The organism is Luteolibacter sp. SL250 (assembly GCF_026625605.1).
Classification (GTDB): domain Bacteria; phylum Verrucomicrobiota; class Verrucomicrobiia; order Verrucomicrobiales; family Akkermansiaceae; genus Luteolibacter.
This window is the reverse complement of the sequence record NZ_CP113054.1, coordinates 2,035,929-2,057,974: the sequence shown is the minus strand read 5'-3', so window position 1 is coordinate 2,057,974 and position 22,046 is coordinate 2,035,929. Positions and strand designations below refer to the sequence as shown.

The window sequence follows — 22,046 nt, the reverse complement described above, 5'->3', positions numbered from 1 at the left end:
TCACTTTGGAAAAACTGTACAGGCACAATCTGCGATTCCCTGTATATTGTCCAGGTCGCCGCCTTCCGGCACACTCGCAGCCATGGCCCAGGAACTCGCAACCCCGCTCTACCAGCAGATCGCCGAACGCATGGAATCCATGATCGAGGCCGGTTCCCTGCGTGCCGGGGACCGCATCCCCTCCGTGCGCCAGCTCAGCGTCCAGCACCATGTCAGCGTGCCGACGGTCATGCAGGCCTACACCTTGCTGGAGAACCGCAGCCTGATCGAAGCCCGGCCGAAGTCCGGGTTCTACGTGCGCCCCCGCTTCGCCAACGCGCTGCGCGCCCCGGAGGCGGCGAAGTACAAGTCCACCGTCACCTGCCTGTCCGGCTTCGCCTCCTGTCTGTCCATGGCGGACGACATGATCGATCCGTCGCTCGTCCCCTTCGGCGCGGCGGCCCCCGGCGCGGAACTGCTCCCGCTGGACAAGCTTTCACGCCTCACCGCGTCCATCGTCCGCCGCTCACCGTCGGCGGCGATGAAATACGATCCCGCGCCCGGCAGTTTCGCACTGCGGAAGCAACTCAGCCGCCGCTCCCTGGACTGGGGATGCAGCCTTTCGCCGGACGATTTCGTGGTGACCATCGGCGCCAGTGAGGCGCTCCACCTCGCCCTGCTCGCAACGACCAAGCCCGGGGACACCGTCATCGTGGAATCCCCCGCCTACTACGGCACGCTGAACCTGATGGCTCAGTTGAAGCTCCGCGTGGTCGCCATTCCCGCCTGCTCCGCGGACGGCATCGACATCGAGGCGGTGGGCAAGGCGCTGGGCCGTCATCGTGTGTCCGCCATCCTGGTGGTGCCGAGTTTTTCCAACCCCGTGGGCGGGCTGATGCCGGAAGCCAACCGCCTCGCGCTGCTGCAGCTCGCGGAGATGCACCATGTCCCGGTCATCGAGGATGACATCTACGGCGACCTGCCGCACGACGGGCCGCGCCCGCGCTGCATGAAGGCGATGGACTCCAACGACAACGTGATCCTCTGCGGATCCTTCTCAAAGACCTTGGCTCCCGGCTATCGGGTGGGCTACATCGCCGCCGGGAAGTACATGCCACGCATCATGGAGCTGAAGCACGCCTTCAACCTCGGCGGCTCATCGCTTTCCGCGCTGGCCATCGCGGAGTTCCTCAAGACCGGCGGTTATGAACGTCACCTGAGGAAGCTGCGCCACACCTACCGCCAGCAGGTCTGCAAGATGCGGGAAACGGTGGCCGAGGTTTTCCCGGACTCGACGAAGGTGAGCAACCCACAGGGCGGATTCGTGCTGTGGGTGGAGCTGGAGGAAGGCACCGACGTGCTGCCCATCTTCCGGCAGGCACGCGCCGCCGGCATATCCTTCGCTCCGGGTCCCCTGTTCTCTCCGGACGGACGTTTCACCAACTGCCTGCGCCTGAGCTGCGGCCACCCGTGGAGCGAAAAGATGGAGGCCGCGCTGGGCACGCTGGGAAAAATCGTCCACGCGGCGGTGTGATGGCGCAGGCAACAGGTCATAAAAGTAACTCCCAGCCAAACGAGACATGAGCTTGGTTGTGGCCAGAGCATCCGCGGAAGATCGACCGATCTTGGACCGGCTGTTGCAGCTCTACCTTCATGAACTTGCGAGCCATGATCATTCCCCGATCGGGGATGACGGTTTGTTCGAATATCGGTGGTGGAATCTCTACTGGAGCAGTCCTCATCGACATCCGTATATTCTCCGATTCGAAGAAAATTTGGCCGGTTTCGCTCTCGTGCGATCACGGGAAGAAGGCGAGGTTGGTGAGTGGCAATGGCAAATCGCGGAGTTCTTCATTCTCCCGGCTTTCCGGAAGAGAAAGATAGGCTCCATAAGTGCTCATACCCTTTTGCTGAGCCGGGCTGGCATGTGGGAGGTTCCGTATGATGTCTCCAACGTGGCGGCCCGACGATTCTGGACCTTGATCGCGGCAGACCGTGATCTGACAGCAAAGGCAATCCCGGCAGGCCCAGCCCGGGAATGTTTTCTCATCAGGACAACGGAGGGAGAGGCCGGCAAGCCGCCCGTCGCAGGGTAGGACCGCCGCGCTCCGCCGGACTACATCATTCCGATGCGATCTCCCGGGGAAGCGGAGGTTCCCCAGCCGTCATGGCGCAGCCATGACGCTACGGAACGTCACGCGTGGCGCGCGCTGAAGAAGACCTCCATGCGGTGGTTGAGGTCGGCGTAGAAGCGTTGCTTGATGGCCTCCAGCGCTTCGCGCTTGTGGCTTTCCGCGATGCCGATGTTCTGTTCCTCCATCTTCATCTTATCGGCGAAGGCACGCTCCATCTCGATGAGTGAATCCAGGAACTCGCGGGCGGCGCGGGTGTGTTCCACGCCATCGACCAGCGCGTGTTCCAGCCGCTGGTTGCGGGTGACGGCGATGAGGTTGCCGCTGGAGAGCTGTTCCATGTAGCGGCTGCGGCTCTGCTTGTAGGCCTTGTGCTCGGAGTCGAAGGAAATCTCATCCCGGTCCACCAGCGAGTCATACGGCCCCGGTTTCGTGAAAAACTTCACGATGAGCGGGATGGTATCCACCAGCATGAAAAGGGCGGTGAGGATGATGTAGGTGTAGAAGGCGAACTGACCGCCCTCGTTCCCGGCTTCGAACAACGCATGCAGGGCCAAGGTCTGGGTCAGGATGTCCTTCCGCGGCTCCGCCCGGATGGCGGCCAGACGGTCGGACTCCTCCGCCACCACGGCGGTCAGCTCCCCCTGTACGACCTCCAGTTCCTTGATCCGGCTGTCGATCTGCAGCTTGATGGTTTCCCGCAGACCGTTCTGCTGGGTGACGAATTGCTCCGCCTGGTCCTGCTCCACCTTCTGCTTGAGGGCGGCGACACGGTCGGCCTCCGCCTGGTTCGCCTTCTCGATCTCCGCGAGCTTCGCTTCGAATCCGGCGATGGCCGTGGCCTCCGCCTGGCGCGACTGGGTCTGGAGGTTCGCTTTCTCAGCGGTCAGGTGCTCCAGCAGCGCACCCATGCGCTTTGATTCCTCCCGGCGCGGTTCAAGCTGGTCCGCGCGGATGGAGCGGGCGCGCGGCCCCTCCCCGGACAGTCCGGAACGCTGGCCGTTCAACTCCCGCTCGAACTCCGCCTGCCAGAATCCCAGCTCCGTCTGGAGCTTCGCATACTGCGGGCTGAGTTCCTCGAATTGCTTGTCCACCACGGTGAGCCGCTCGCGGAATGGCGCGGTTCCTTCGTCGATCGCCGCCTTCAGTTCCTTCTGCTGCTCCGCCGTCAGGCCTGGGATGGCGGCGTCAGCGTTCTCATTTTCCTGGAGGATGAACTTCGCCTGGAAGGACTCGTTCCACTTCTGCCGTTGTTCGGCGATGGCGGCTTCCAGTTTGGTGATGTTGCCGCGGACCTTTTCCTTCTCCTTCTCAAAGCCGGTGCGGACGATCTCGATCTCCGCCGCGCGGTCCTTCTCGATCACCGAGGAAACGGTGTCCCGGAACAGCAGCAGGACCAGCGGGTGGGCGATGGTGATGCCCATGAGAATGGCCACCAGCAGGCGCAGGCAGAACTGCGCTCCCTTCCGCATGAAGGAAAGGTATGGCCGGTAACCCGCCAGCAGGGCGCGGTCGATGGTGAGGATGATGAAGGCCCACACCGCCGCCACCGGGTAGATCACCCGCGCATTATCCGTCAGCGTGGAGAGCGCGTAGGCGCAGGCGATGAACGCGAACATGCACGGGACGAGCACAGTCGCACCAAAGGCGACATACTTCCGCTGCTCCCAGTTCGGGCATTGTTCGAGAGTGTGGGTACCGGCTCCGGAGAGCCAGAAGAAGGCGCGTTTGATGGCGTGCATGGAGGTGGAAAAGCGAGAGACTGCCGGGAGAAAGGGTTGGGCGACGGTGCCCTTTGAAACTGGACTTACGGACAACGTCCGGGGAAATTTCATCTCATTTCAAATTTTTTCCAGTCCGGTTCAGCGGAGCCCTCCGACTTTCACCTTGAGCGGCCGGCCCGGATTTCCTACTGTCGTCCTTCCTTTGAAAAACCCCTCCCATGAAGCATTTCCCGACCCTGTCCTCCCGCCGTGCCCTTCTGCCACCCCTGGCCGCCCTCTCCTTTCTCGCGGCAGGCCCGGCGCACGCGGTCCTGCTCATCGCGGATTTCAATGACATCTCCGCGGGCACTCCGGTGAACAAGGCCGGTGGCACCGGCTTCTCCGGAAACTGGAGCGGATCCGCCTCCAGCAACATCATCGCCGGGGACCTCACCTCCACCCTCTACAACGTGCCGCAGACCGGCACCGCCCAGGCCCTCCGGAATGGCAACAACGGAGGCGTCCGCCAGAACTTCCGGACGGTGGCCAACTCCCCGACCGGAGAAATCTGGTTTTCGTTCCTGACCCGCACCATGACCTCCGCGGACGAAACGGACACCGAAAGCGCGGGCATTTCACTGAACCCCGCAAATACAGGCACCCCGTTCAATGATCGCGGCGACTACTACATCCAGATGACCGGCGGCACGCTGGTCTATTCCTTCGGGGCTGGCACGGCGGGTTCCCAGGTCATTTCCTCCACTCCCGGGGTCGCGTCGGACAAGATCTCCCTCATCGTCGGGCGGCTGACGATCAACGCCGGGGGAGCGGCGGACGCCGTCAGCCTGTGGGTGGATCCGGACCTGATCGCCAACAGCGATATCAGCGCCTACACCCCGGCCTACTCCAGCACTACCATCAACATGGCTGACACCATCACCCGGCTCGGCGCGATCAGCTATCAGAATGCCGATCCCGGACTGACCGGTGGCACGCTGGACAACATCCGTTTCAGTGACGGGGCTGGGGATGCCGCACAGGCATTTTACGACGTGACCGGCGTGCCGGAGCCATCCGGCCTCGCGCTGGCCCTGCTGGGTGCCGGCGGATTCCTCGCCCGGCGCAGGAGATAAGGGCGCGGACTTTTTTCCGCCTCGACTTCCCCCGCTCCGCCCGGTCCCATGGCGTGGATGTTGAACCGGTTTTACGGAGCTTTTGACACGGAGCGGCAGTTCAAGGCGGGCGACCCCGCGGACTACCGCACGCCCTTCCAGATCGACCGGGACCGGGTGCTGCACACGCCCACCTTCCGCCGCCTGCAGAACAAGACGCAGGTCTTCTGGAGCGGGGAGTATGACTTCTACCGCACACGGCTCACCCACTCGCTGGAGGTCGCGCAGATCGGCAAGGCGATCTGCCACTGGCTGCTGGCAGGAAAAGAGGGACCGCTCTCCGCGGACTTCTTCATCGACCCGGACCTGGTGGAGGCCATCTGCCTTTCCCACGACCTGGGCCACCCGCCGTTCGGCCATGCCGGGGAACGCTCGCTGAATTTCTTCATGCGCGACCACGGCGGCTTCGAGGGCAACGCGCAGACGCTGCGCCTGCTGACGGAGCGCATCTTTTCCGCGAAGCGGACCGGCATGGATCCCACCCGCGCCTTTCTGGACGGCGTGCTGAAATACAAGTCCCTGTGGAGCGAGCTGAAGAAAGACGACGGCACCCCTCCGGAGCACCACTTCATCTACGACCATCAGCATGTCTTCCTGGACTGGGCCATGGGCGGGAATGACTTCCCGGCGGAATACACCCCGGGCAAGGCGCGGGATGCCTTCAAGTCCATCGAGTGCCAGATCATGGACTGGGCGGATGACACCGCCTACTCCCTCAACGACCTGTCCGACAGTGTCCGCGCCGGATTCCTCAGCATCGCCAAGATCGAGGCATGGGCGGAACAGAACGGGCACCCCACGGATCCCGGCACGCCGCTGGGTGAACTGACAAAGGCCATCCGCGCGCGGAAGGTCGATCCGTTTGTCGGCAGCCGCATCGGGAAATACATCCGCTCCACCCACCTGGTGGAGGACAACAACTTCATGAGCGGCACGACGAACCGCTACAAATACCGCCTGGAGATCGACCCGGAGATGCGGGCGGAGTCGAAGGTCTTCAAGAAGCTGGCCTTCGAGGTGGTGTTCCTATCCCCGCAGCTCAAGCAACTGGAGCACAAGGGCAGCCGCGTGCTGCGACAGCTATGGGACGTGCTGGCGGAACGCTACATCGCCGGACAACCCATCGACGGCCAGTTTTTCCAGCTCCTGCCTGCGGACACGGCGGAGGAAATCCGGAGCGCGGCCGACGAAGCAACGCGCGCCCGGCTGGTGTGCGACTTCCTCGCCGGCATGACGGACGGCTATGCCGTGCGCACCTACAAGCGGCTGTTCATGCCGGACTTCGGCTCCATCGGGGATCTGGTGGGGTGAGGAGGGTGGACACTCCTGTCCACCGGCTGCAATGGGAACCCATAGCAGCGGCATGGCGGGCCAGACAGTCTAATCCGCCCGCAAACTGTGGCGGCTTCCCGCCGCCGTGTCCCTTGTGAAATTCCTGCTGCGGGACGCAGCAGGCACGGCCTGCGCCGGGACGGCGCAGCCACAGTCCGAAAATCGTGGGATCTTGCCGCACTGGCCTGAACATGCTTTGTTGGCGGATGCACTTCCGCCCCGCATTCATCGTCGTGGCCGCATCCTGCCTCATCGCCACCCCGGCATCGGCGGATGAAACGGAAGACCATATCAAGACGATCCGCGCACAATATGCGGCGATCGAAGCGGTGGGCACGAAGGGCGAGGAGATCAAATTCGAAGCGGAGGGCGACCCACTTTCCGGCACGCTCACGCGGTTCCGGAAGGACGGCCAGATGGTGAAGGCGGTCCTCAGCTACACGAGCGGCGACCATGGCGGGTCCGACGAGCGTTTCTACTACCGGGACGGGAAGCTGTTCTTCATCCACGTGACGGACAGTTCCTGGAAGTTCGGCGGCAAGCCGGCGTCAAACGGCCAGCCCGGCACCATCGACGAGGTGACGGAACACCGGATCTACCTCCACGACGGAAAGGTCATCCGCAACCTGACCAAGACGGCGTCCGCCGAATCCGGGGAGGATCTGGCGAAGGCGTTGGCGAAGGCGGAGAACAAGGCACCGGTGGACAGGGAGCGGGAAACCGCGGTGCTTTCCCACGCATCCGCGCTGCCCGGACTGAAAGACGCCGCGGCTATCCTGAAAATGATGGAGTGAGGGTGGAGGCGGCATCCCTTTTCTCCGCTGAAAATTTCTCCTTCGCCGGAAGCCGGGTGTGCCCTTTCGTTTGTGAAAGATCCGCCTCCCAACAGCCGTTTAGCCACCTTTTCCGTGCGTTCTTTCCTCACCATCCTCCTCCTGCTGCCGGCCGTCTCCTCCGCGGATGACTTCACGAACAACGCGCAACCGTTGCTGAAGAAGTACTGCTACGACTGCCACAGCGAGAACAAGCAGAAGGGCGGCATCCAGGTGGACCACCTGAAGACCACGCTGGACGCCTACCAGTACCACCGCTTCCTGGAAAACATCGCCCATGCGGTGGAGGCGGGCACCATGCCGCCGAAAGACGATGTGGATGACGACGAGATCCCCAGCGACGATGAGCGGAAGAAGCTCATCAAGGAGATCCACAGCGCCCAGGAAAAGCTGGTCCATGGCGACTTCCCGAGGAATCCGGGACGCCCGATCGTGCGACGGCTCAACCGCAACGAATACAACTACTCGGTCCGTGACCTGTTCGGCGTGAACTTTTTCCCCGGCCGGGAATTTCCAGCCGATGGAGCGGGTGGCGAGGGCTTTGACAATGTGGGCGACGCCCTTTTCGTGCCACCGGTGCTGATGGAGAAGTATCTGGCCGCATCCAAAAAGATCATCGACGACATCTACGTGAAGCCGGACCTACTGGCCCGCCTGCTGGTGGCGAAGCCGTCCGAGAAAGTCACCCCGCAGGACGCGGCGAAGAACGTGCTGAAATACAACGCCAGCCTGGTGTTCCGCCGCATGGCGACGGACGAGGACATCTCCTCCATGCTGGCGCTGGCGGAGAAGAACCTGTCCGAAGGCCGCCCTTTCGACGAGTCCCTGAAGGCTCCGCTCCAGTCCCTGCTGATGCACCCCGCTTTCCTGTTCCGGTCGGAAGCCGACCAACCGGGAAAGGCCGAGTGGAAGATCGACAACTTCGAGCTGGCGACCCGCCTTTCGTATTTCCTCTGGTCCTCCACCCCGGACCGCCAGTTGCTGAAGCTGGCGTCCGAAGGGAAGCTGTCCGACAACGCGGTGCTGGCCCAGCAGGTGGAGCGGTTGCTCAACGACCCGCGGTCGGAGGCGGTCGCCCGCCACTTCGCCGGGCAGTGGCTGGGCTTCGACGAGGTGCGGGAGGTGGCGGACCCGGACACAAAGCGGTTCCCCTCCTTCACGCCCACCCTGCGGACGGCGATGTACCGGGAGTCGGTCGATTTCTTCAACCACCTGATCCGGGAGAACCGCCCGGTGACCGACCTCATCGACGCGAACTACACCTTCGCCAACGAGGAACTGGCCAGGCACTACGGCATCCCCGGCGTGTCCGGGACACAGTTGCAGAAGGTGGTGCTGACGGACCGCAACCGCGGCGGCGTCATCGGCCAGGCGTCCATCCTGGTCACCACCTCCGTGCCGCTGCGCACCAGCCCGGTGAAGCGCGGCAAGTGGATCCTGGACAGCCTGCTGGGCACCCCTCCCCCGCCACCACCACCGGACGCCGGTGTGCTGCCCGGAGATGACAAGTCCCCGGAGGGCCTGACCTTCCGCCAGCAACTGGAGAAGCACCGCGACCAGCCGAACTGCGCGGGCTGCCACGCGAAGATCGACCCGCTGGGCTTCGGGCTGGAGAATTTCGACGCGGTGGGCCGCTGGCGTTCCACCGACGCGAACGGCAAGCCGGTCGATTCCAAAGCGGAGCTGCCCGGAGGTTTGGGCTTTTCCACCCCCTCGGAATTGAAGAAGATCCTGCTGGAATCCGACGAACTCTTCCTCCGCAACATCGCCCGCAAGATGCTCGCCTACTCCCTGGGACGGCCATTGGAATATTACGACGAACCGGTCGTATCCGACCTGGTCAAAACCCTGCGGGCAAATGAACTCAAGATCCGTCCGCTGATCCAGGCCATCGTGCTTTCCCATCCTTTCCAGAACCGCTCCGCGAAACGCTGAACCTCACTTCCCATCATGGCCAACATCCAGACCAACCGCTGGCACCTGCAACGCCGCACCTTCCTCAAAGGCATCGGCGCGACCCTCGCCCTCCCCGCACTGGAGGCCATGCGTCCCGTGATGGCGGCCGGCACCTGCGGCGGACACCCCATCCGCATGGCCATGCTCTATATGCCCAACGGCGTGCGTCCGGACCGCTGGACTCCGGAAGGCAGCGGCGACAAGTTCAAGCTCTCCCCCATCCTCTCGCCGCTGGAGGCACACCGGGATGACATCCTGGTCATGACCGGCCTGCAGAACAAAAACTCGTTCGGCGGCGACGGCCACTATGTGAAAACCGGCGGCTGGCTCACCGGTACCACCATCACCAAGACCACCGGCTCCGACATCAATGCGGGCGGCGTTTCCATGGACCAACTCGCCGCGCAGCAGATCGGCCAGACCTGCAAGCTGCCCTCCCTGGAGCTGGGCACGGAGTCCGTCGTCTCCGGCATCGACACCAACGTCAACTACACCCGCCTCTACGCCTCCCACATTTCCTGGAAGGCACCGACGGTCCCGCTGCCGTGCGAGATCAACCCGCGTGTCGCCTTCGACCGGCTGTTCCGCACGAAATCCCACAACGGCCAGAAACAGGAAGCGGACCAGAAGTCCGTGCTCGATCTCGTCCGCGAGGACGCAAAGCGCCTGCAGAACAAGCTGGGCCAGTCCGACAAGCAGAAGCTCGACCAATACCTCGACTCCATCCGCGAGGTGGAGCGCCGCATCGAACAGGAAGCGAAGTCGCTCGGCGCCGGTGAGAACCTCTCCCCGGAACTGGCGAAGCACCTGGGCGATCTGGACGCCCGCATTTCCAAGGCCATGGGCAAGGCCTCCCGCGAGGAGGAACTGCACTCGCTGCCGCGCTTCGACCACGGCGAACATTCCCGCATCATGCTGGATCTCATCGTGCTCGGCTTCTGGTCGGACAGCACCCGGGTCTCCACCTTCATGTTCGGCAACGACGTGACCGGCCGGAACTTCTCCTTCGTCGATGGTGTGAACGGAGGCCACCACGACCTTTCCCACCACTCGAACGATGCGGCGAAGCTCGACCAGTACGAGCGGATCAACCGCTGGCACATCGAGCAATACGCCTACATGCTGGACCGCATGAAGCAGATCAAGGAAGGCGACGGCAACCTGCTGGACAACTCCATGGTCGTGTTCGGCTCACCCATCCGTGACGGCAACGCGCACGACCCGAAGAACGTGCCCGTGGTGCTGGCCGGAAAAGGCGGCAACCAGATCAAGACCGGCCGCCACCTGGAGTTCGACTCCGGGACCCCGCTCTGCTCGCTCTGGCTGTCCATGCTGGCGAAGGCCGGCGTGAAGGAACATTCCTTCGCGGACGCCACCACCGCGCTGCGCGGGGTGTGACGCCCTACGGACCAAGGTCTCCGCGTCACTTCATCGGATGGCCCGTGCCGTCCTGCAGCCGCCCGCATCTCCGGTGCGTGACGATGGCATTCCTGCGGCTTTCCTCACCTCCTGATCGGCTTCGGCGAGCTTTTGCCGCCCGATCAACAGTGACCGGCCCCCTCCAGACGACGGGTGAGCCTGCCCGGATGAGTTCATTTTCACCATTTTTTGACCCAACTACCTCCAAATTCACGTTGAGACCGGTTCTTGCAGGCGATCAGGCAATCCGGGGCATTCATGAATCGGGCTGAATTTGTCTCCAAACGGGAAATGAAGGCCCCTCATGGCTTCAAACATTGTTGCAATTTTCACAAAATCAGCGAATTGCGACTTTTTTCGACTACTACGCAAAAATACGTAATTTTTGACTTCGGCACGAAATCTGTCTGCGCACCCAATCAATAATGTTTCATATTTGATAGGCAATGGGTTACAACAACAGATTCAAACACACGCTTCGTAGCGTATGAAGACCGATGCCTTTGGAAGCGATTCATTTGTACGTTTTCCGGTCTTTTTTCACTATTGAAATTGCGGCGGTTTGGAAAAATCATCAAAATAGAGTCAGTTACAACTATTCACAATGTCACATCATTCAACCCTGTTGAATGGCATGACGCATGCAAAGGGCTGCGGGCGAACCGGTCGGGCTTTCCGTCACTGACGGAGAGGCCACTCCGGGCCTCCACAAACCAACTACCATGCAGATCAAGAAACTACTCCCGGGCTCCGGCCCCATGCTGATGGCAGGTCTCGCCAGCCTTGCCCTCATTCCCCAAGTTGAAGCCCGCCGGACGACGGGTGAAGCGGCACCCACCACCACCCCGTCCTCGGATGCGCCGGTCGAAGACGTGGTCATGTTCCAGCTTGAGAACGCGACCATCGAGGACATCCAGACCGCGATGAAGGAAGGTTCCCTAACCTCCGTGGAGCTGGTGAACCTCTACCTGCGCCGGATGCAGGCCTACAACGAGTCCAGCACCATCTCCCCGGTGGCCCCGCTGAACTCCGTGCTCTTCCTGAACCCGGACGTGCTGGAGGACGCGGCCCAGGCGGACCGCCTGCGGAAGCAGGGGATCGTCCTCGGACCTCTCCATGGCATCCCGTTCCTGGTGAAGGGCTCCATCCCGATCCGTGACATGCCGCTCTCCGGCGGTGTGACCGCCTGGCGGAACGTCATTTCCAACGGCGACGCCTGGTGCGTCGAGAAGCTGCGCCAGGCCGGCGCGGTGGTCATGGGCCATGCGAACATGGACAGTTGGGCCAGCTCCGCGACCAACTCCACCTCCCAGATCGCCGGTTCGGTGCGCAGCGCCTATCTGCAGGGTGCGCTTCCCGGTGGTTCCTCCGGTGGTTCCGGTGTTTCGTCCGGCGCCTATCTCACGAATTTCACCTTCGGTGGTGAGACGGGTGGTTCCATCCGCAACCCGGGCGACCGCAGCGGCCTGGTGGCCTACAAGGTCAGCGGCGGCTCCATTTCCGTGAACAAGATCATCCCGCTCGTCCCGGAGCGCGACGTCATCGGGCCGATGACCCGCAGCGCCCTGGACAACGCCATCGTCCGTGACGTGGTGGGCGTGAAAGATCCGGCCGACCCATGGGCGCCGATCCTGCCGATCCTCGAGGACCGCCGCAAGCTGCCTGAGACCGGCTACACCGCCGCGGTGAAGACCGCCACGCTCGCCGGAAAAAAGATCGGCGTCATCGGCACCTACGTCGGACTCCCGCACCCGAACCCGGGGATGGGCGCGACCTCGAACACCACCACGGTCCAGACCACCACTCCGGCCACCAAGGCCCTCATCGACCAGATGATGGTGGACATGCGCGCCGCCGGTGCATCGATCGACTTCGTCTACATGCCGCCCGCGGTCAGCACCACCTACCCGCTGGGTGAAGGTGCCCCGACGCTGGCGCTGAACGGCGCCTACAGCAACCACGTCGCCTCCTACGTCTACCGCAGCGTGATCGAAGCGGCCATCAGCCGTCCCGACTACACCTACAGCCAGAACGCGGAAGCCGTGCTCGCCACCGCCGCCCTGACGTCCAACATCAGCTCCACCCGCCGGGCGATGATGTATCTCCTCAACGGGCAGACCGGCACTTACGGTCCCGGCGAGGCGATCTCCTTCGACTCCGCCCCCGGCCGCGAGCACTACGAGGCTCGGAAGCTCCAGAAGAACGCCTTCGAAGGCTGGCTGGACTCCACCGGGCTCGACGCCGTGGTTTGGCCGATGTGGCCGAACAAGTCGCGCACCAGCGGCTCGATCATCGGCCGTGACCTGGTCAACTTCATGCACCTGCCGTCCGTCACCGTGCCCATCGGCAAGCTGACCCAGTCCGCGACCTCCACGCTGCCTGAGGGCGACGAGCCGCTGACCATGGACATCACCGGCCGTCTGTTCGACGACGTGAAGGTCCTGGCCATCGCGAAGGCGTATGAGTCCGTCACGAAGCACCGCTACTCCCCGCCGCTCGCACCGCCGATCTCCGGCGAGGTGTTCGACTACAAGCGCCAGGCGAAGAAGCCCTATGTGCGTGACTTCAAGGCTCCGGTCCTGACCGCCTCCACCACCGCCACCTACGGACGGAACAACACGATGATCCTCTCCGGCACGGTGGCCGATGCCAACGGCATCGACCGCCTGGAGGTGAGCCTCGCCGGCCAGCTGGTGTCCGCGGTTGTCGAAGGCAACACCTGGACCGCCGTCCTGCCCGGAGACGCCGCCGCCAACGTGTTCCTCGCGAACGCCACCTCGGTGGATGTCCTGGTGCTCGCCGTTGACCCGGCCGGCAACGCGACCTCCGCGAAGGTCAACGTGACGCTCTGATCCATCCCGCGAACCACAGGGTGGCCGCGGAGTGATCCTCCCCGCAGCACGCGCTCCGCGGCCCCCATTTCCCTCTCTTCCCGTCTCTTCCTTTTCCTTCTTCCGACCTTCCCCACATGGAAACCTCCACCCTCAGAAAGATCTCCATCGCCGCGGCTGTCGTCACGGCCATCACCGCCGGCATCCTCATCCACCGGGCGGGTGAATCCTCCACCGGAGCGGACGGAGAGTCCGCCGGTTCCGGCAGCAACCGCCGCAAGGTCGAATGGACCGCTGGTGCGAACTACAACATCTCCGAATGGCTCGAACGCATCTCTGACACCTCCGCGAAAGACCTCAGGACACTGATGGAGGAAGCCATGAACCTCTCCGACACGGAACTGCGCAAACAGGTCATCGAGGGCATCGTGGACCGCTGGCTCGCAGAAGACGCGCAGGGTTTCACGAAATACTGGTCCGCCCTGGAAGTCCACGGCGCGGATGGCAAGCTGGCGCTGCTGGCGGAGGCCCTGCAGAACTCCCTCACCAAGCTGGATGAAGCCACCGCCGCGTCCGATGAGATCTACGTCATCGTCCAGCGCCTGATCTCCCACCTCGCCAACACGGACCCGGCGCGCGCGCTGAAATGGGCGAACCTCTGGCTGCTCAACGACGCGAAGGAGAACGCCCTGGTGGCGGTGGCCCGCACGCTTGCGAAGACGGACGTCAACCGCGCCCTCTCCGTCATCGCGGACATGAAGTCACCCGTGCGCCGGGGCCAGGCCGTCGCCGCCGTCGCCATCGTCTGGGCGTCGCAGGACATGAACGCCGCGCTCACCTGGGCGGGGAACCTGCCGAACTCCATCGAGCGCGGGCTGGCGCTCAACGGCGCGCTCCTGGTCGCCGCGCAGCAGGATCCGGTGATGGCTTCCCAGTCGCTGGAGGGGCATGCCCGCCGGATCAATGAAGACTACGTCCGCGAACGCAACGCGGATCTGACCTCGAAGGGCCTCACCGAAGCCGACATGGCGGAGGATTCGGAGACCTACAAGGAGATGCTCGCCGCCGGCAACATCAGCCTGCCCTACAGCGCGGACGTGGAGCTGATGGCGGACGCGGGCAAGGTGCTTGGCGAAAAGCTGGCCGAGTCCGACCCGGCAGGCGCCGTGGAGTGGGCCGCCAACCTGGAGACGGACTACCTGAAGCTCAAGAGCCTCTCCGGCGTGCTGGAGGGCTGGGCACGGACGGATCCCTACGCCGCTCTGGCCTACCTGAACGAACATTTCCCCTACAACAACGACCTCTACGCGTCCCTCTACTCCTCCTGGTCCATCTCGGACAGCCCCGCCGCCGCGGAAGGTGCGCTCAGCATCAAGGATCCCTACCAGCGTTCGCTGGCACTGGAGACCGTCATCAACAACTGGGCCATCCGCGGGGATGCCGATGCGGCGATCACCTTCATGGAGCAACTGCCCCCGGCGGAAGTAACGGACGGCGTGCGCGCCGCGACCGCCACCGCCATCAGCCAGAGTTCCCCGCAGAAGGCATGGGAGATCGCCCGGGGCATCTCGAACGAGAACGCCCAGTTCCGCGCCCTGAAGGCCGCCTTCGCCACCATGGTCATCGAGAACACCCCGGAAGCCAGCGCGCTCCTGGCCTCCACCACCCTCCCCGAGAAAACCACCGAACGCCTCCGCGACATGATCGACGCGGTGGCCGGAAACTGAATCCCCCAACCATCTCCACACCGACTCCGCTCCCACCATGAAACGACTGACACATCCACTGCTGCTCCTCACCGCCGGACTCCTGCCCTTGGGCACGGCACAGGCCGCCATCACCACCTTCGACGGGTTGGCCTATGAGACCCCCCTCACCACCCTGCCAGGCTGGACCGCCTCCGAGGCGAACAACACCAGCCACCTCATCGCCTGGACGGAAAACAACACGGGGGCCTTCGGCGGCGCCTACGTGCCGGGCAACGCCTCCCCCGTCACGCTGACCATGGCCTCCAGCATCTTCAGCTCCGTCGCCGGTGTTTCCATGGAGATCGCCCTCTACGGCAGCTCCGCCAGCGATCCCGGCCGTGACACCTTCAGCATCGGCATCACGGACGGTTCCGGCGCGGCGTTGGTGACCATCGTCTTCGCCCCGGCCGTCTCCGTCGGCGGTGAGGCCCGCTGGGAGGTCGGCTACTCCATCGGCACGGGAAATGTCTTCTACACCGGCCGCACCTTCAGCCCCGGACCGGCGGACTACGACATCGGCGTGTCATTCAACAATTCCGACTTCGTCTTCACCTACGGCAACTCGCTGGGAACGAACTCCGTCAACGGAACCATCGCCGGTTACAACGGCGCGACCAACGGCCTGGGCGACATCAAGTTCGTGTGGACCAAATCCCCGACCGAAGCCTACGGCGACAACTACATGACCTTCGACAACATCGCGGTCGTGCCCGAGCCATCCGCCGCGGCCCTCTGCGGCCTGGCGGCAAGTGTTTTCCTCGTCCGCAGGCGGAAGTGAGGAATTGAAAAGGAAGAGCAGGGCTGCGCCGTCCGGTACGGCGCAGCCATTTCCTTCCCCGGGAACGTGCTTCCCTCCGCCTCCGGAAGTCCCTTCAATCCACCCCGCATGAAACGCGCGTGGTGGTTGCTGGCAGCTCTGGTGGTTTTGCTCACCGCCATCGTGGCCGTTTCATCGGCCTGGAAATCGAGGAACTACTCGAAGTCGAAGGCCAACGTCGCGGTGCTCGCAGGATTGCCGGGGATCGAGCCGGTGGAGCAACGGGAGTTCAACGGCACCCGGGTCCGGACGACGTCCATGGAAAACCGGCTGCGGGGACTCGCCGGGATGGATCTCCATGAAGTTCCGTTCCAGATGGTGGAGCACCAGTTCCGGAATGCCGCCGGGAGGTTCAGCGTGCAGGTGTGGGAAACCAACGGAAAGGTCGATGAGGTCGCCATTTACGGAGACCCCTCGTCCGGCCTGCCTCCCGCGACCATGGCCACACTGAAAAGGCTGTTCCCGGACGCGGACTATCATCCGAAGCCGTGAGGTGTGGCCGGGCAAAGCCATTTGGCTTCCCATCCACCGCAGATTCCCCCAGACACAAACCCACCCCAGCGGCTTTAAATAGGGAAACCGAATGCCGGATCCGGAAACAGCTCGGCCATGGCCCATCGCCATGGATTTCCGCAGGAGCAGCGTGCTCCTGTTGGTGGCGTGCGCGTGCCTGGCGGTCACCGCCTGCGAAAAGCAGCCGGTCCAGATCGCGGAGGCTCCGCCGAACCCGCTGGCGACCCAGCTTTCCGGCGCACGGCTGGATGCGGCGAGGACGGCACTCGAGAAGAACCGGCGGGATGAGGCGCTCCTGCTGCTGGTCTCCGCTCTGAAGGCGGACCCCGGCCACACGGAGGCGCTGCAGTCGCTCCGCGTGCTGCTGGCGGAGACGCGCTGGCACTACCCCGCGGCACGGATGGATGCGGGCCTGCCGGTGGAGAAGCTGGTGCTGTCCGGCACCTCCCTCTGGGCCGGTGTTTCCGGTGGCTACCAACCGGGCACGTGGAACGCGACCGCCCGCTGGAACTTGGCCACCCCGGCGGTGGAGGCGGTCCTCTTTCCCCGCCCCGCGGAGCAGACGCAGGCGCTTTTCCTTTCCCCGGACCGGAGCAAGATCATCGTCCAGCGCGGCACGCCGGGGGATTTCATCTCCGTGCTGTGCGATGCGGAGAACCTGCAGCCCATCCGGAACCTGGGCAGGTATCCCGAAAGCTGTTCCGTCGCGGCGGTCACCACCTTTTCCCCGGACGGCTTGCTCATCGCCTACCCGCAGGCGAACAGCGGAACGCTGACCTGGCAGATCGCGGATGCGGCGACGGGTGAAATCATCCGTTCCCATGAGCAACCGAAGACAGTCATCCCGCTGTCCGCCCGGCTGGACCGCCAGCACCTGGACATCCTCCACGCGGATGGCACCCATCTGAAGATCCCGGTCTCTCCGGTGGAGGAAATCGCTTCCTCCCCGGCCGTCTCGCTGCCGCGGGAATCCGGGGACGGTTTCACCCTCAACGGGAATGTCGCGGAATTTCCCGGGACGAAGATGGCCCCCATCCGCGACGGCGCGGCCATCACCGCCTTCACCCTGGAGGACGGCCGTGCGGTAGCGGCCACCGCGAAGGGCGGCATCACCGTCCACCGGCTGTTGCCTGCTGCGAAGACCACCGGCCGGGATGCGGGTCCCATTCATTTCAAACCGTCCATGCTCGCCCCCCTCACGTTGCTCGCGGAAGGACTGACGGGACTGAAGTTCGACGAGGAAAGGCGGAGCTTCACCCTGCTGGCGGAGAAGGAACGCCGCGCCGCGATCGGCGGGGCGGGCGCGGTTGCCCTGCCGGGCCTGGATTTCTCCGCGGTGGTGGAGGGCATCCTGTCCACGCCCTGCTCCACCGGCCAGCCGGATGCCGCCTTCCTCCTGCATGACCGGATCTCCCGTGCCAGTGAGACACGCCGCGGCTTTCTCGCGCTGGGACCGGAGGCATCTTCGGCGGAGCCGTCATCGGTGGAGAAGATCCAGGCCATCTTCCGGACGGGTGACTCCGCCGCCATCATCGCCGCCGTCCGGGAGATCCCCGCGAAGGACCCCGCCGCGGCCGCCGCGCTATCGCTGGCCCTGGAGGCGGAACATCCGGAATGGATCTCTGCCTTTGCGGAGGGGAAAACACCCTTGCCTCCGCTGCTGCGGAAGCTGGCCGCCTCCCGCATCGCCTGGCTGGAGGGCAACAAGGCGGGCGCGATCTCCCTCTGGCGGGATGGCTTCCCCGACCTCAGAACCGTGCGCCGCTCGGAAGACTGGGACGGTTGGGAGACGGTGGACTTCACCCCACGGTTCGCGGAGCATTTCATCCTCATCGACCAGCAACTGGCCACCTTCGAGCTGCCTGCGGACGCCTCGGTGGAGCGGAAGAAGGCACTGGCCGGACGCCTGCTGGACCCGGATACAGCCAGGAGCATCGGTCGGTCGCGGCATGCGGAAGCCTGCCTGAAGGCGGCACAGGACATGGCCACGGACAAGGACACCGCCGCGCTGGCGCTGGAGCTTTCCGTCCGCGCGCGGGAGCTGGGCGCACCACCGGTGCCCGGCCTGCGGGCGGAGGCGACCGCATGCACGACCCTGGAGCTATATCAGAAGGCGCATGAAACGTGGATCTCCCTCATCACGGATCAGCCGCTGGAGGAACAACGTTCATCCGACTACGCGGAGGCCGCCTACCTCGCCTTTGAAAATGGCAATGGCGACCAGGCGATGGAGATCCTCAACACCGGCCTCCACCGTTTCCCGGAGGATGCGGACTATGCCTACCGTGCCGGATGGATCTCCCTGCTGACCGCCCGCTGGGACCGCGCCCACCTCTACCTCACCGCCGGAGAACACACCGGCTTTCCCGAGGAGAAGCGTGAGAAGGCGCTGGCGATGCTCGCCATCGCCGCGTCCGAATGCGGCTACAGCGAGGACGCCGCCATTTACTTCGAACAGCTCGCCGCGATCGATCCATCATGGTCGGAGCCGGATCCACCGAAGGCCGATGGCTGGCCGCCGGAGCTGAAAATTTCCATCCACCAACTGGCTTCTCCACCAAAGGCGATGCCCGTCACGGAAGACGGCCTGATGCTCGACCTGCCGCCGCCCGACGGCAGAAACATCGATCCGCTCGCGCCGCTCGATCCCGTGCCGATGGTGGAGGATGTCCTGCCGCTGCCGGTGCCCGAGGAACCCGGCGGCATCGACCTCACCAGAAAGCCCATCAAGGCGGATGACATCCCCTCGCTCCCGATGCCGAAAAACAAGCGCTAGGGATCAACCCAAACCCGTCATGAAGCTCCCGCGCTTTTCCATCACCCTCTGCCTGCTGCTGGTCCCGTTCCTCTCCGCAAGGTCCGCGGTGGAGAAGCCCAACATCATTTTCATCCTGGTGGATGACATGGGCTGGGGGGATCTCGGAGCCTTCGGCAACAAGGGGACGAAGACGCCGAACATCGACCGGCTGGCGGCGGAAGGCCTCCGCTTCACCCAGTTCTATGTGAACTCCCCCATCTGTTCTCCATCGCGCACGGCGCTGACCACCGGGCAGTATCCGCAGCGGTGGAAGATCACCTCCTATCTGAGCAACCGCGCGGAAAACGAACGCCGCGGCATGGCCCAGTGGCTGGATCCCGCCGCGCCATCTCTGGCCCGCTCACTCAAATCCGCCGGCTACACTTCCGGCCATTTCGGCAAGTGGCACATGGGCGGCCAGCGGGATGTGGGCGAGGCACCGATGATCACGGAGTATGGTTTCGACGAATCCCTGACGAACTTCGAGGGACTGGGGCCGCGCCTGCTGGGCATGGCGGACGCGCATGATGGCAAGCCGCCGCGCCCGCACTCGCTGAACTCGGAGAAGCTCGGCCGTGGGCCCGTCATCTGGTATGACCGCACGCACCTCACGGAGGGTTTCGTCGGAGCCGCCATCCAGTTCATGAACAAGGCAGAGGCGGACGGGCGTCCGTTCTTCATCAACCTCTGGCCGGACGATGTGCACTCCCCCTTCTTTCCGCCAGCCGACCGCCGTGGGGACGGCAGCAAGCGCGAGCTCTACCGGGGCGTGCTGGAGACGATGGACGAGCAGCTCGGGAAACTTTTCGACCATGTGCGGGACACACCCGCGCTGAAGGACCGTACGCTGATCGTGTTCTGCTCCGACAACGGCCATGAGCCGGGCGCGGGTACCGCAGGACCACTGCGAGGCGCGAAAGGCACGCTCTATGAAGGCGGCGTGCGCTCGCCGCTCATCGTCTGGGGGCCTGGGTTGATCCCCGCGGGCAAGGCGGGGCAGACGAACGGGACGTCCGTCTTCGCCGCGTTCGATCTGACTGTCTCCCTGCTGGCGCTCTCCGGTGGCACCGCCCCGATAGACACCACCTTCGATGGCGAGAATCTGTCCCCCACCCTCATCGGCACGGGAACGGATTCCCGCAAGAAACCGATCTTCTGGCGCAGGCCGCCGGACCGGAAAGGAACCGCGGAGGAGAACCTCCTGCCCGATCTGGCGATGCGTGATGGAGAGTGGAAACTGCTCTGCAACTACGATGGCTCCGCGCCCCAGCTCTACCACCTGCCCGCCGATGCCGGAGAGGCGACTAACCTCGCAGGACGCCATCCGGAGGTAGTGGAGAAGATGACCCGCGCCGTGACCGCCTGGCACGACAGCCTGCCACCGGACCATGGCCCGGCACTGGGTGAGAAGCGCTCCCGCCGGCAGGCACCGCGGAAATGACCTCCTACCACGTCCACTTCAGCGCGCGGGATGGCATCCCGGATGACGCCCTGCTTTCACAGGTGCATGCCTTCATGGCCACCCAGATCCGGGACAACCACGCGCTTTCCTACCGGGTGCTGCGCCTGACGAACAAGGCCAGCTTCCCGGATCTGCCGGATTTCCAGCTCATCGTGGACTACGCCTCGGAGGATGATCTCCAGGCCGCGTTCCGCCACATGAAGGCCCTCTACCGGGAGGAACCCCACGCTCCGCTGATGCGGATGGTTTCCACCTTCCGGGTGTCCTTTTCCCGGGACGAGCAACCGCCTGATCCGGAGGATGAAGGACAGATTGCATTTGGAAACGGGATGGAATAGCGTGTCCGCTATGGACAGGCGCAAATTCATCGGCCTCGCCGCATTCGCCACTCCCGCTGCCGCCGTCGCGGCGGACGAAGAACAACCTCCCTATGAGGCCTGGTGGGGGAAGACGGAGACGTTGGCCAAGTTCGACTCCTATTCGCCGGACCGCGGGATCGTCCTTTCCGTGGAACTGACCGTGCCTCCGGAAAAGGAAGTCACCGAATCCCACAACGATGCCGGGGAGTTGACGGGCTACCAGTGGAAGAACATCCGCCTGCCCGCCGACTTCATGCCCGGATCGACCTACCTGACGAAGTTCCACCTGGTGTGGGACGGCAAGGAGGTGCCCATCCCCGAAAAATTCTGGAACGACCTGGCCCGGCTGACCGTCGTCGACTGCAAGGTCGACATCAAGGAGGTTCCGGACAAGTTCATGCGGAAATTCTTCGATTTCGTCGCCGACCTTTACCAACCGAGGGTGATACGGTCGATGGAAGGCGGCACCGCACTGATTGAATGGAACCGCTCGGAGGAATGTGACAGCAGCTCGACCATCCGCTGGATGGTGAGCAGATCCGGCACGGTGCTGCGGCACCGGACCGGAACGGATGGTTGCTAGGAATGAAAAGATGGCAGGGCCGCAATGCCCCACGGGCTTTTCAAGCGAGGTCGCGCACCTGCACCTTGTCCCAGAAGTGCTTGCAGGTGTCGATGAACACGTGGTGGTCCGGATCCACCTGATAGGCGTCCTGCGCCTCGATGCTGTCGAATTGCATGACCAGGGCGTAGTCCCATGACTGGTCGATGACCGGGCGGGGCATGACATTCGCCGGGACGGCCCAGCGGCCACCTTTCACTCCGTCCAGTTTGAAGAGGGAGTCGAGACCCTTTTCAAAGGTGGCGCGGTCGTCCGCGTTCTTGTGTTCTTCCTTCAGCCAGAAATAAACGTGATGATCCATGGCGTATGGACCTATCGTCCCCGCGTGCGGCCCGCAAGCCCGTAACAGCCTGTCCAACAGATCACGCCCC

At 64.0% G+C, this 22,046-nt stretch carries 16 protein-coding genes; 14 read left to right on the top strand and 2 right to left on the bottom strand.

What is annotated here, in order from left to right; all coding sequences use genetic code 11:
* Nucleotides 1-82 precede the first annotated feature (82 nt).
* Nucleotides 83-1,513: an aminotransferase-like domain-containing protein gene (locus OVA24_RS09115; RefSeq protein ID WP_267674895.1), complete on the top strand. Its 1,431-nt coding sequence runs from the start codon at nucleotides 83-85 to the stop codon at nucleotides 1,511-1,513.
* A 660-nt stretch (nucleotides 1,514-2,173) separates the two neighbouring features.
* Here OVA24_RS09115 and OVA24_RS09110 read toward each other — a convergent pair.
* Nucleotides 2,174-3,853, bottom strand: a complete 1,680-nt coding sequence (locus tag OVA24_RS09110; protein ID WP_267674894.1) for a DUF4407 domain-containing protein — start codon at nucleotides 3,851-3,853, stop codon at nucleotides 2,174-2,176.
* Nucleotides 3,854-4,053: 200 nt separating this feature from the next.
* On the opposite strand from OVA24_RS09110, the gene OVA24_RS09105 reads away from it, so the two are divergent.
* From OVA24_RS09105 to OVA24_RS09045, 13 genes are all read left to right on the top strand, one after another.
* Nucleotides 4,054-4,947: a PEP-CTERM sorting domain-containing protein gene (locus tag OVA24_RS09105; protein WP_267674893.1), complete on the top strand. Its 894-nt coding sequence runs from the start codon at nucleotides 4,054-4,056 to the stop codon at nucleotides 4,945-4,947.
* A gap of 57 nt (nucleotides 4,948-5,004) precedes the next feature.
* Nucleotides 5,005-6,297: a dGTP triphosphohydrolase gene (dgt, locus tag OVA24_RS09100; protein WP_267674892.1), complete on the top strand. Its 1,293-nt coding sequence runs from the start codon at nucleotides 5,005-5,007 to the stop codon at nucleotides 6,295-6,297.
* A 227-nt stretch (nucleotides 6,298-6,524) separates the two neighbouring features.
* On the top strand, nucleotides 6,525-7,112 hold the full coding sequence (locus tag OVA24_RS09095) for a hypothetical protein (RefSeq protein ID WP_267674891.1): 588 nt from the start codon (nucleotides 6,525-6,527) through the stop codon (nucleotides 7,110-7,112).
* A 114-nt stretch (nucleotides 7,113-7,226) separates the two neighbouring features.
* Nucleotides 7,227-9,086, top strand: a complete 1,860-nt coding sequence (locus OVA24_RS09090) for a DUF1592 domain-containing protein (RefSeq protein WP_267674890.1) — start codon at nucleotides 7,227-7,229, stop codon at nucleotides 9,084-9,086.
* A gap of 15 nt (nucleotides 9,087-9,101) precedes the next feature.
* The gene (locus OVA24_RS09085; RefSeq protein WP_267674889.1) at nucleotides 9,102-10,505 is read left to right on the top strand and encodes a DUF1552 domain-containing protein; all 1,404 of its coding nucleotides are present in this window, start codon (nucleotides 9,102-9,104) and stop codon (nucleotides 10,503-10,505) included.
* Nucleotides 10,506-11,248: 743 nt separating this feature from the next.
* Nucleotides 11,249-13,378 carry an amidase family protein gene (locus tag OVA24_RS09080; protein WP_267674888.1) on the top strand — a complete coding sequence of 710 codons (2,130 nt, stop codon included), beginning with the start codon at nucleotides 11,249-11,251 and terminating at the stop codon, nucleotides 13,376-13,378.
* Nucleotides 13,379-13,494: 116 nt separating this feature from the next.
* Nucleotides 13,495-15,084, top strand: coding sequence for a hypothetical protein (locus OVA24_RS09075; protein WP_267674887.1), 1,590 nt, complete (start codon nucleotides 13,495-13,497; stop codon nucleotides 15,082-15,084).
* A 37-nt stretch (nucleotides 15,085-15,121) separates the two neighbouring features.
* Nucleotides 15,122-15,883, top strand: coding sequence for a PEP-CTERM sorting domain-containing protein (locus OVA24_RS09070; RefSeq protein ID WP_267674886.1), 762 nt, complete (start codon nucleotides 15,122-15,124; stop codon nucleotides 15,881-15,883).
* 108 nt (nucleotides 15,884-15,991) lie between these two features.
* Nucleotides 15,992-16,414, top strand: a complete 423-nt coding sequence (locus tag OVA24_RS09065) for a hypothetical protein (protein WP_267674885.1) — start codon at nucleotides 15,992-15,994, stop codon at nucleotides 16,412-16,414.
* A gap of 130 nt (nucleotides 16,415-16,544) precedes the next feature.
* Nucleotides 16,545-19,211 (top strand): tetratricopeptide repeat protein, encoded by a 2,667-nt coding sequence (locus OVA24_RS09060; protein ID WP_267674884.1) that lies wholly within the window; start codon nucleotides 16,545-16,547, stop codon nucleotides 19,209-19,211.
* 19 nt (nucleotides 19,212-19,230) lie between these two features.
* The gene (locus tag OVA24_RS09055; protein ID WP_267674883.1) at nucleotides 19,231-20,673 is read left to right on the top strand and encodes a sulfatase-like hydrolase/transferase; all 1,443 of its coding nucleotides are present in this window, start codon (nucleotides 19,231-19,233) and stop codon (nucleotides 20,671-20,673) included.
* A complete protein-coding gene (locus OVA24_RS09050) occupies nucleotides 20,670-21,032 on the top strand; it encodes a DUF6614 family protein (RefSeq protein WP_267674882.1) in 363 nt (120 codons plus the stop codon). The genes OVA24_RS09055 and OVA24_RS09050 overlap by 4 nt, the downstream gene beginning before the upstream one ends.
* 10 nt (nucleotides 21,033-21,042) lie before the next feature.
* Nucleotides 21,043-21,636 (top strand): hypothetical protein, encoded by a 594-nt coding sequence (locus OVA24_RS09045; RefSeq protein WP_267674881.1) that lies wholly within the window; start codon nucleotides 21,043-21,045, stop codon nucleotides 21,634-21,636.
* Between the two features lie 40 nt (nucleotides 21,637-21,676).
* Here OVA24_RS09045 and OVA24_RS09040 read toward each other — a convergent pair whose 3' ends face one another.
* Nucleotides 21,677-21,976 (bottom strand): Dabb family protein, encoded by a 300-nt coding sequence (locus OVA24_RS09040; RefSeq protein ID WP_267674880.1) that lies wholly within the window; start codon nucleotides 21,974-21,976, stop codon nucleotides 21,677-21,679.
* Nucleotides 21,977-22,046 lie beyond the last annotated feature (70 nt).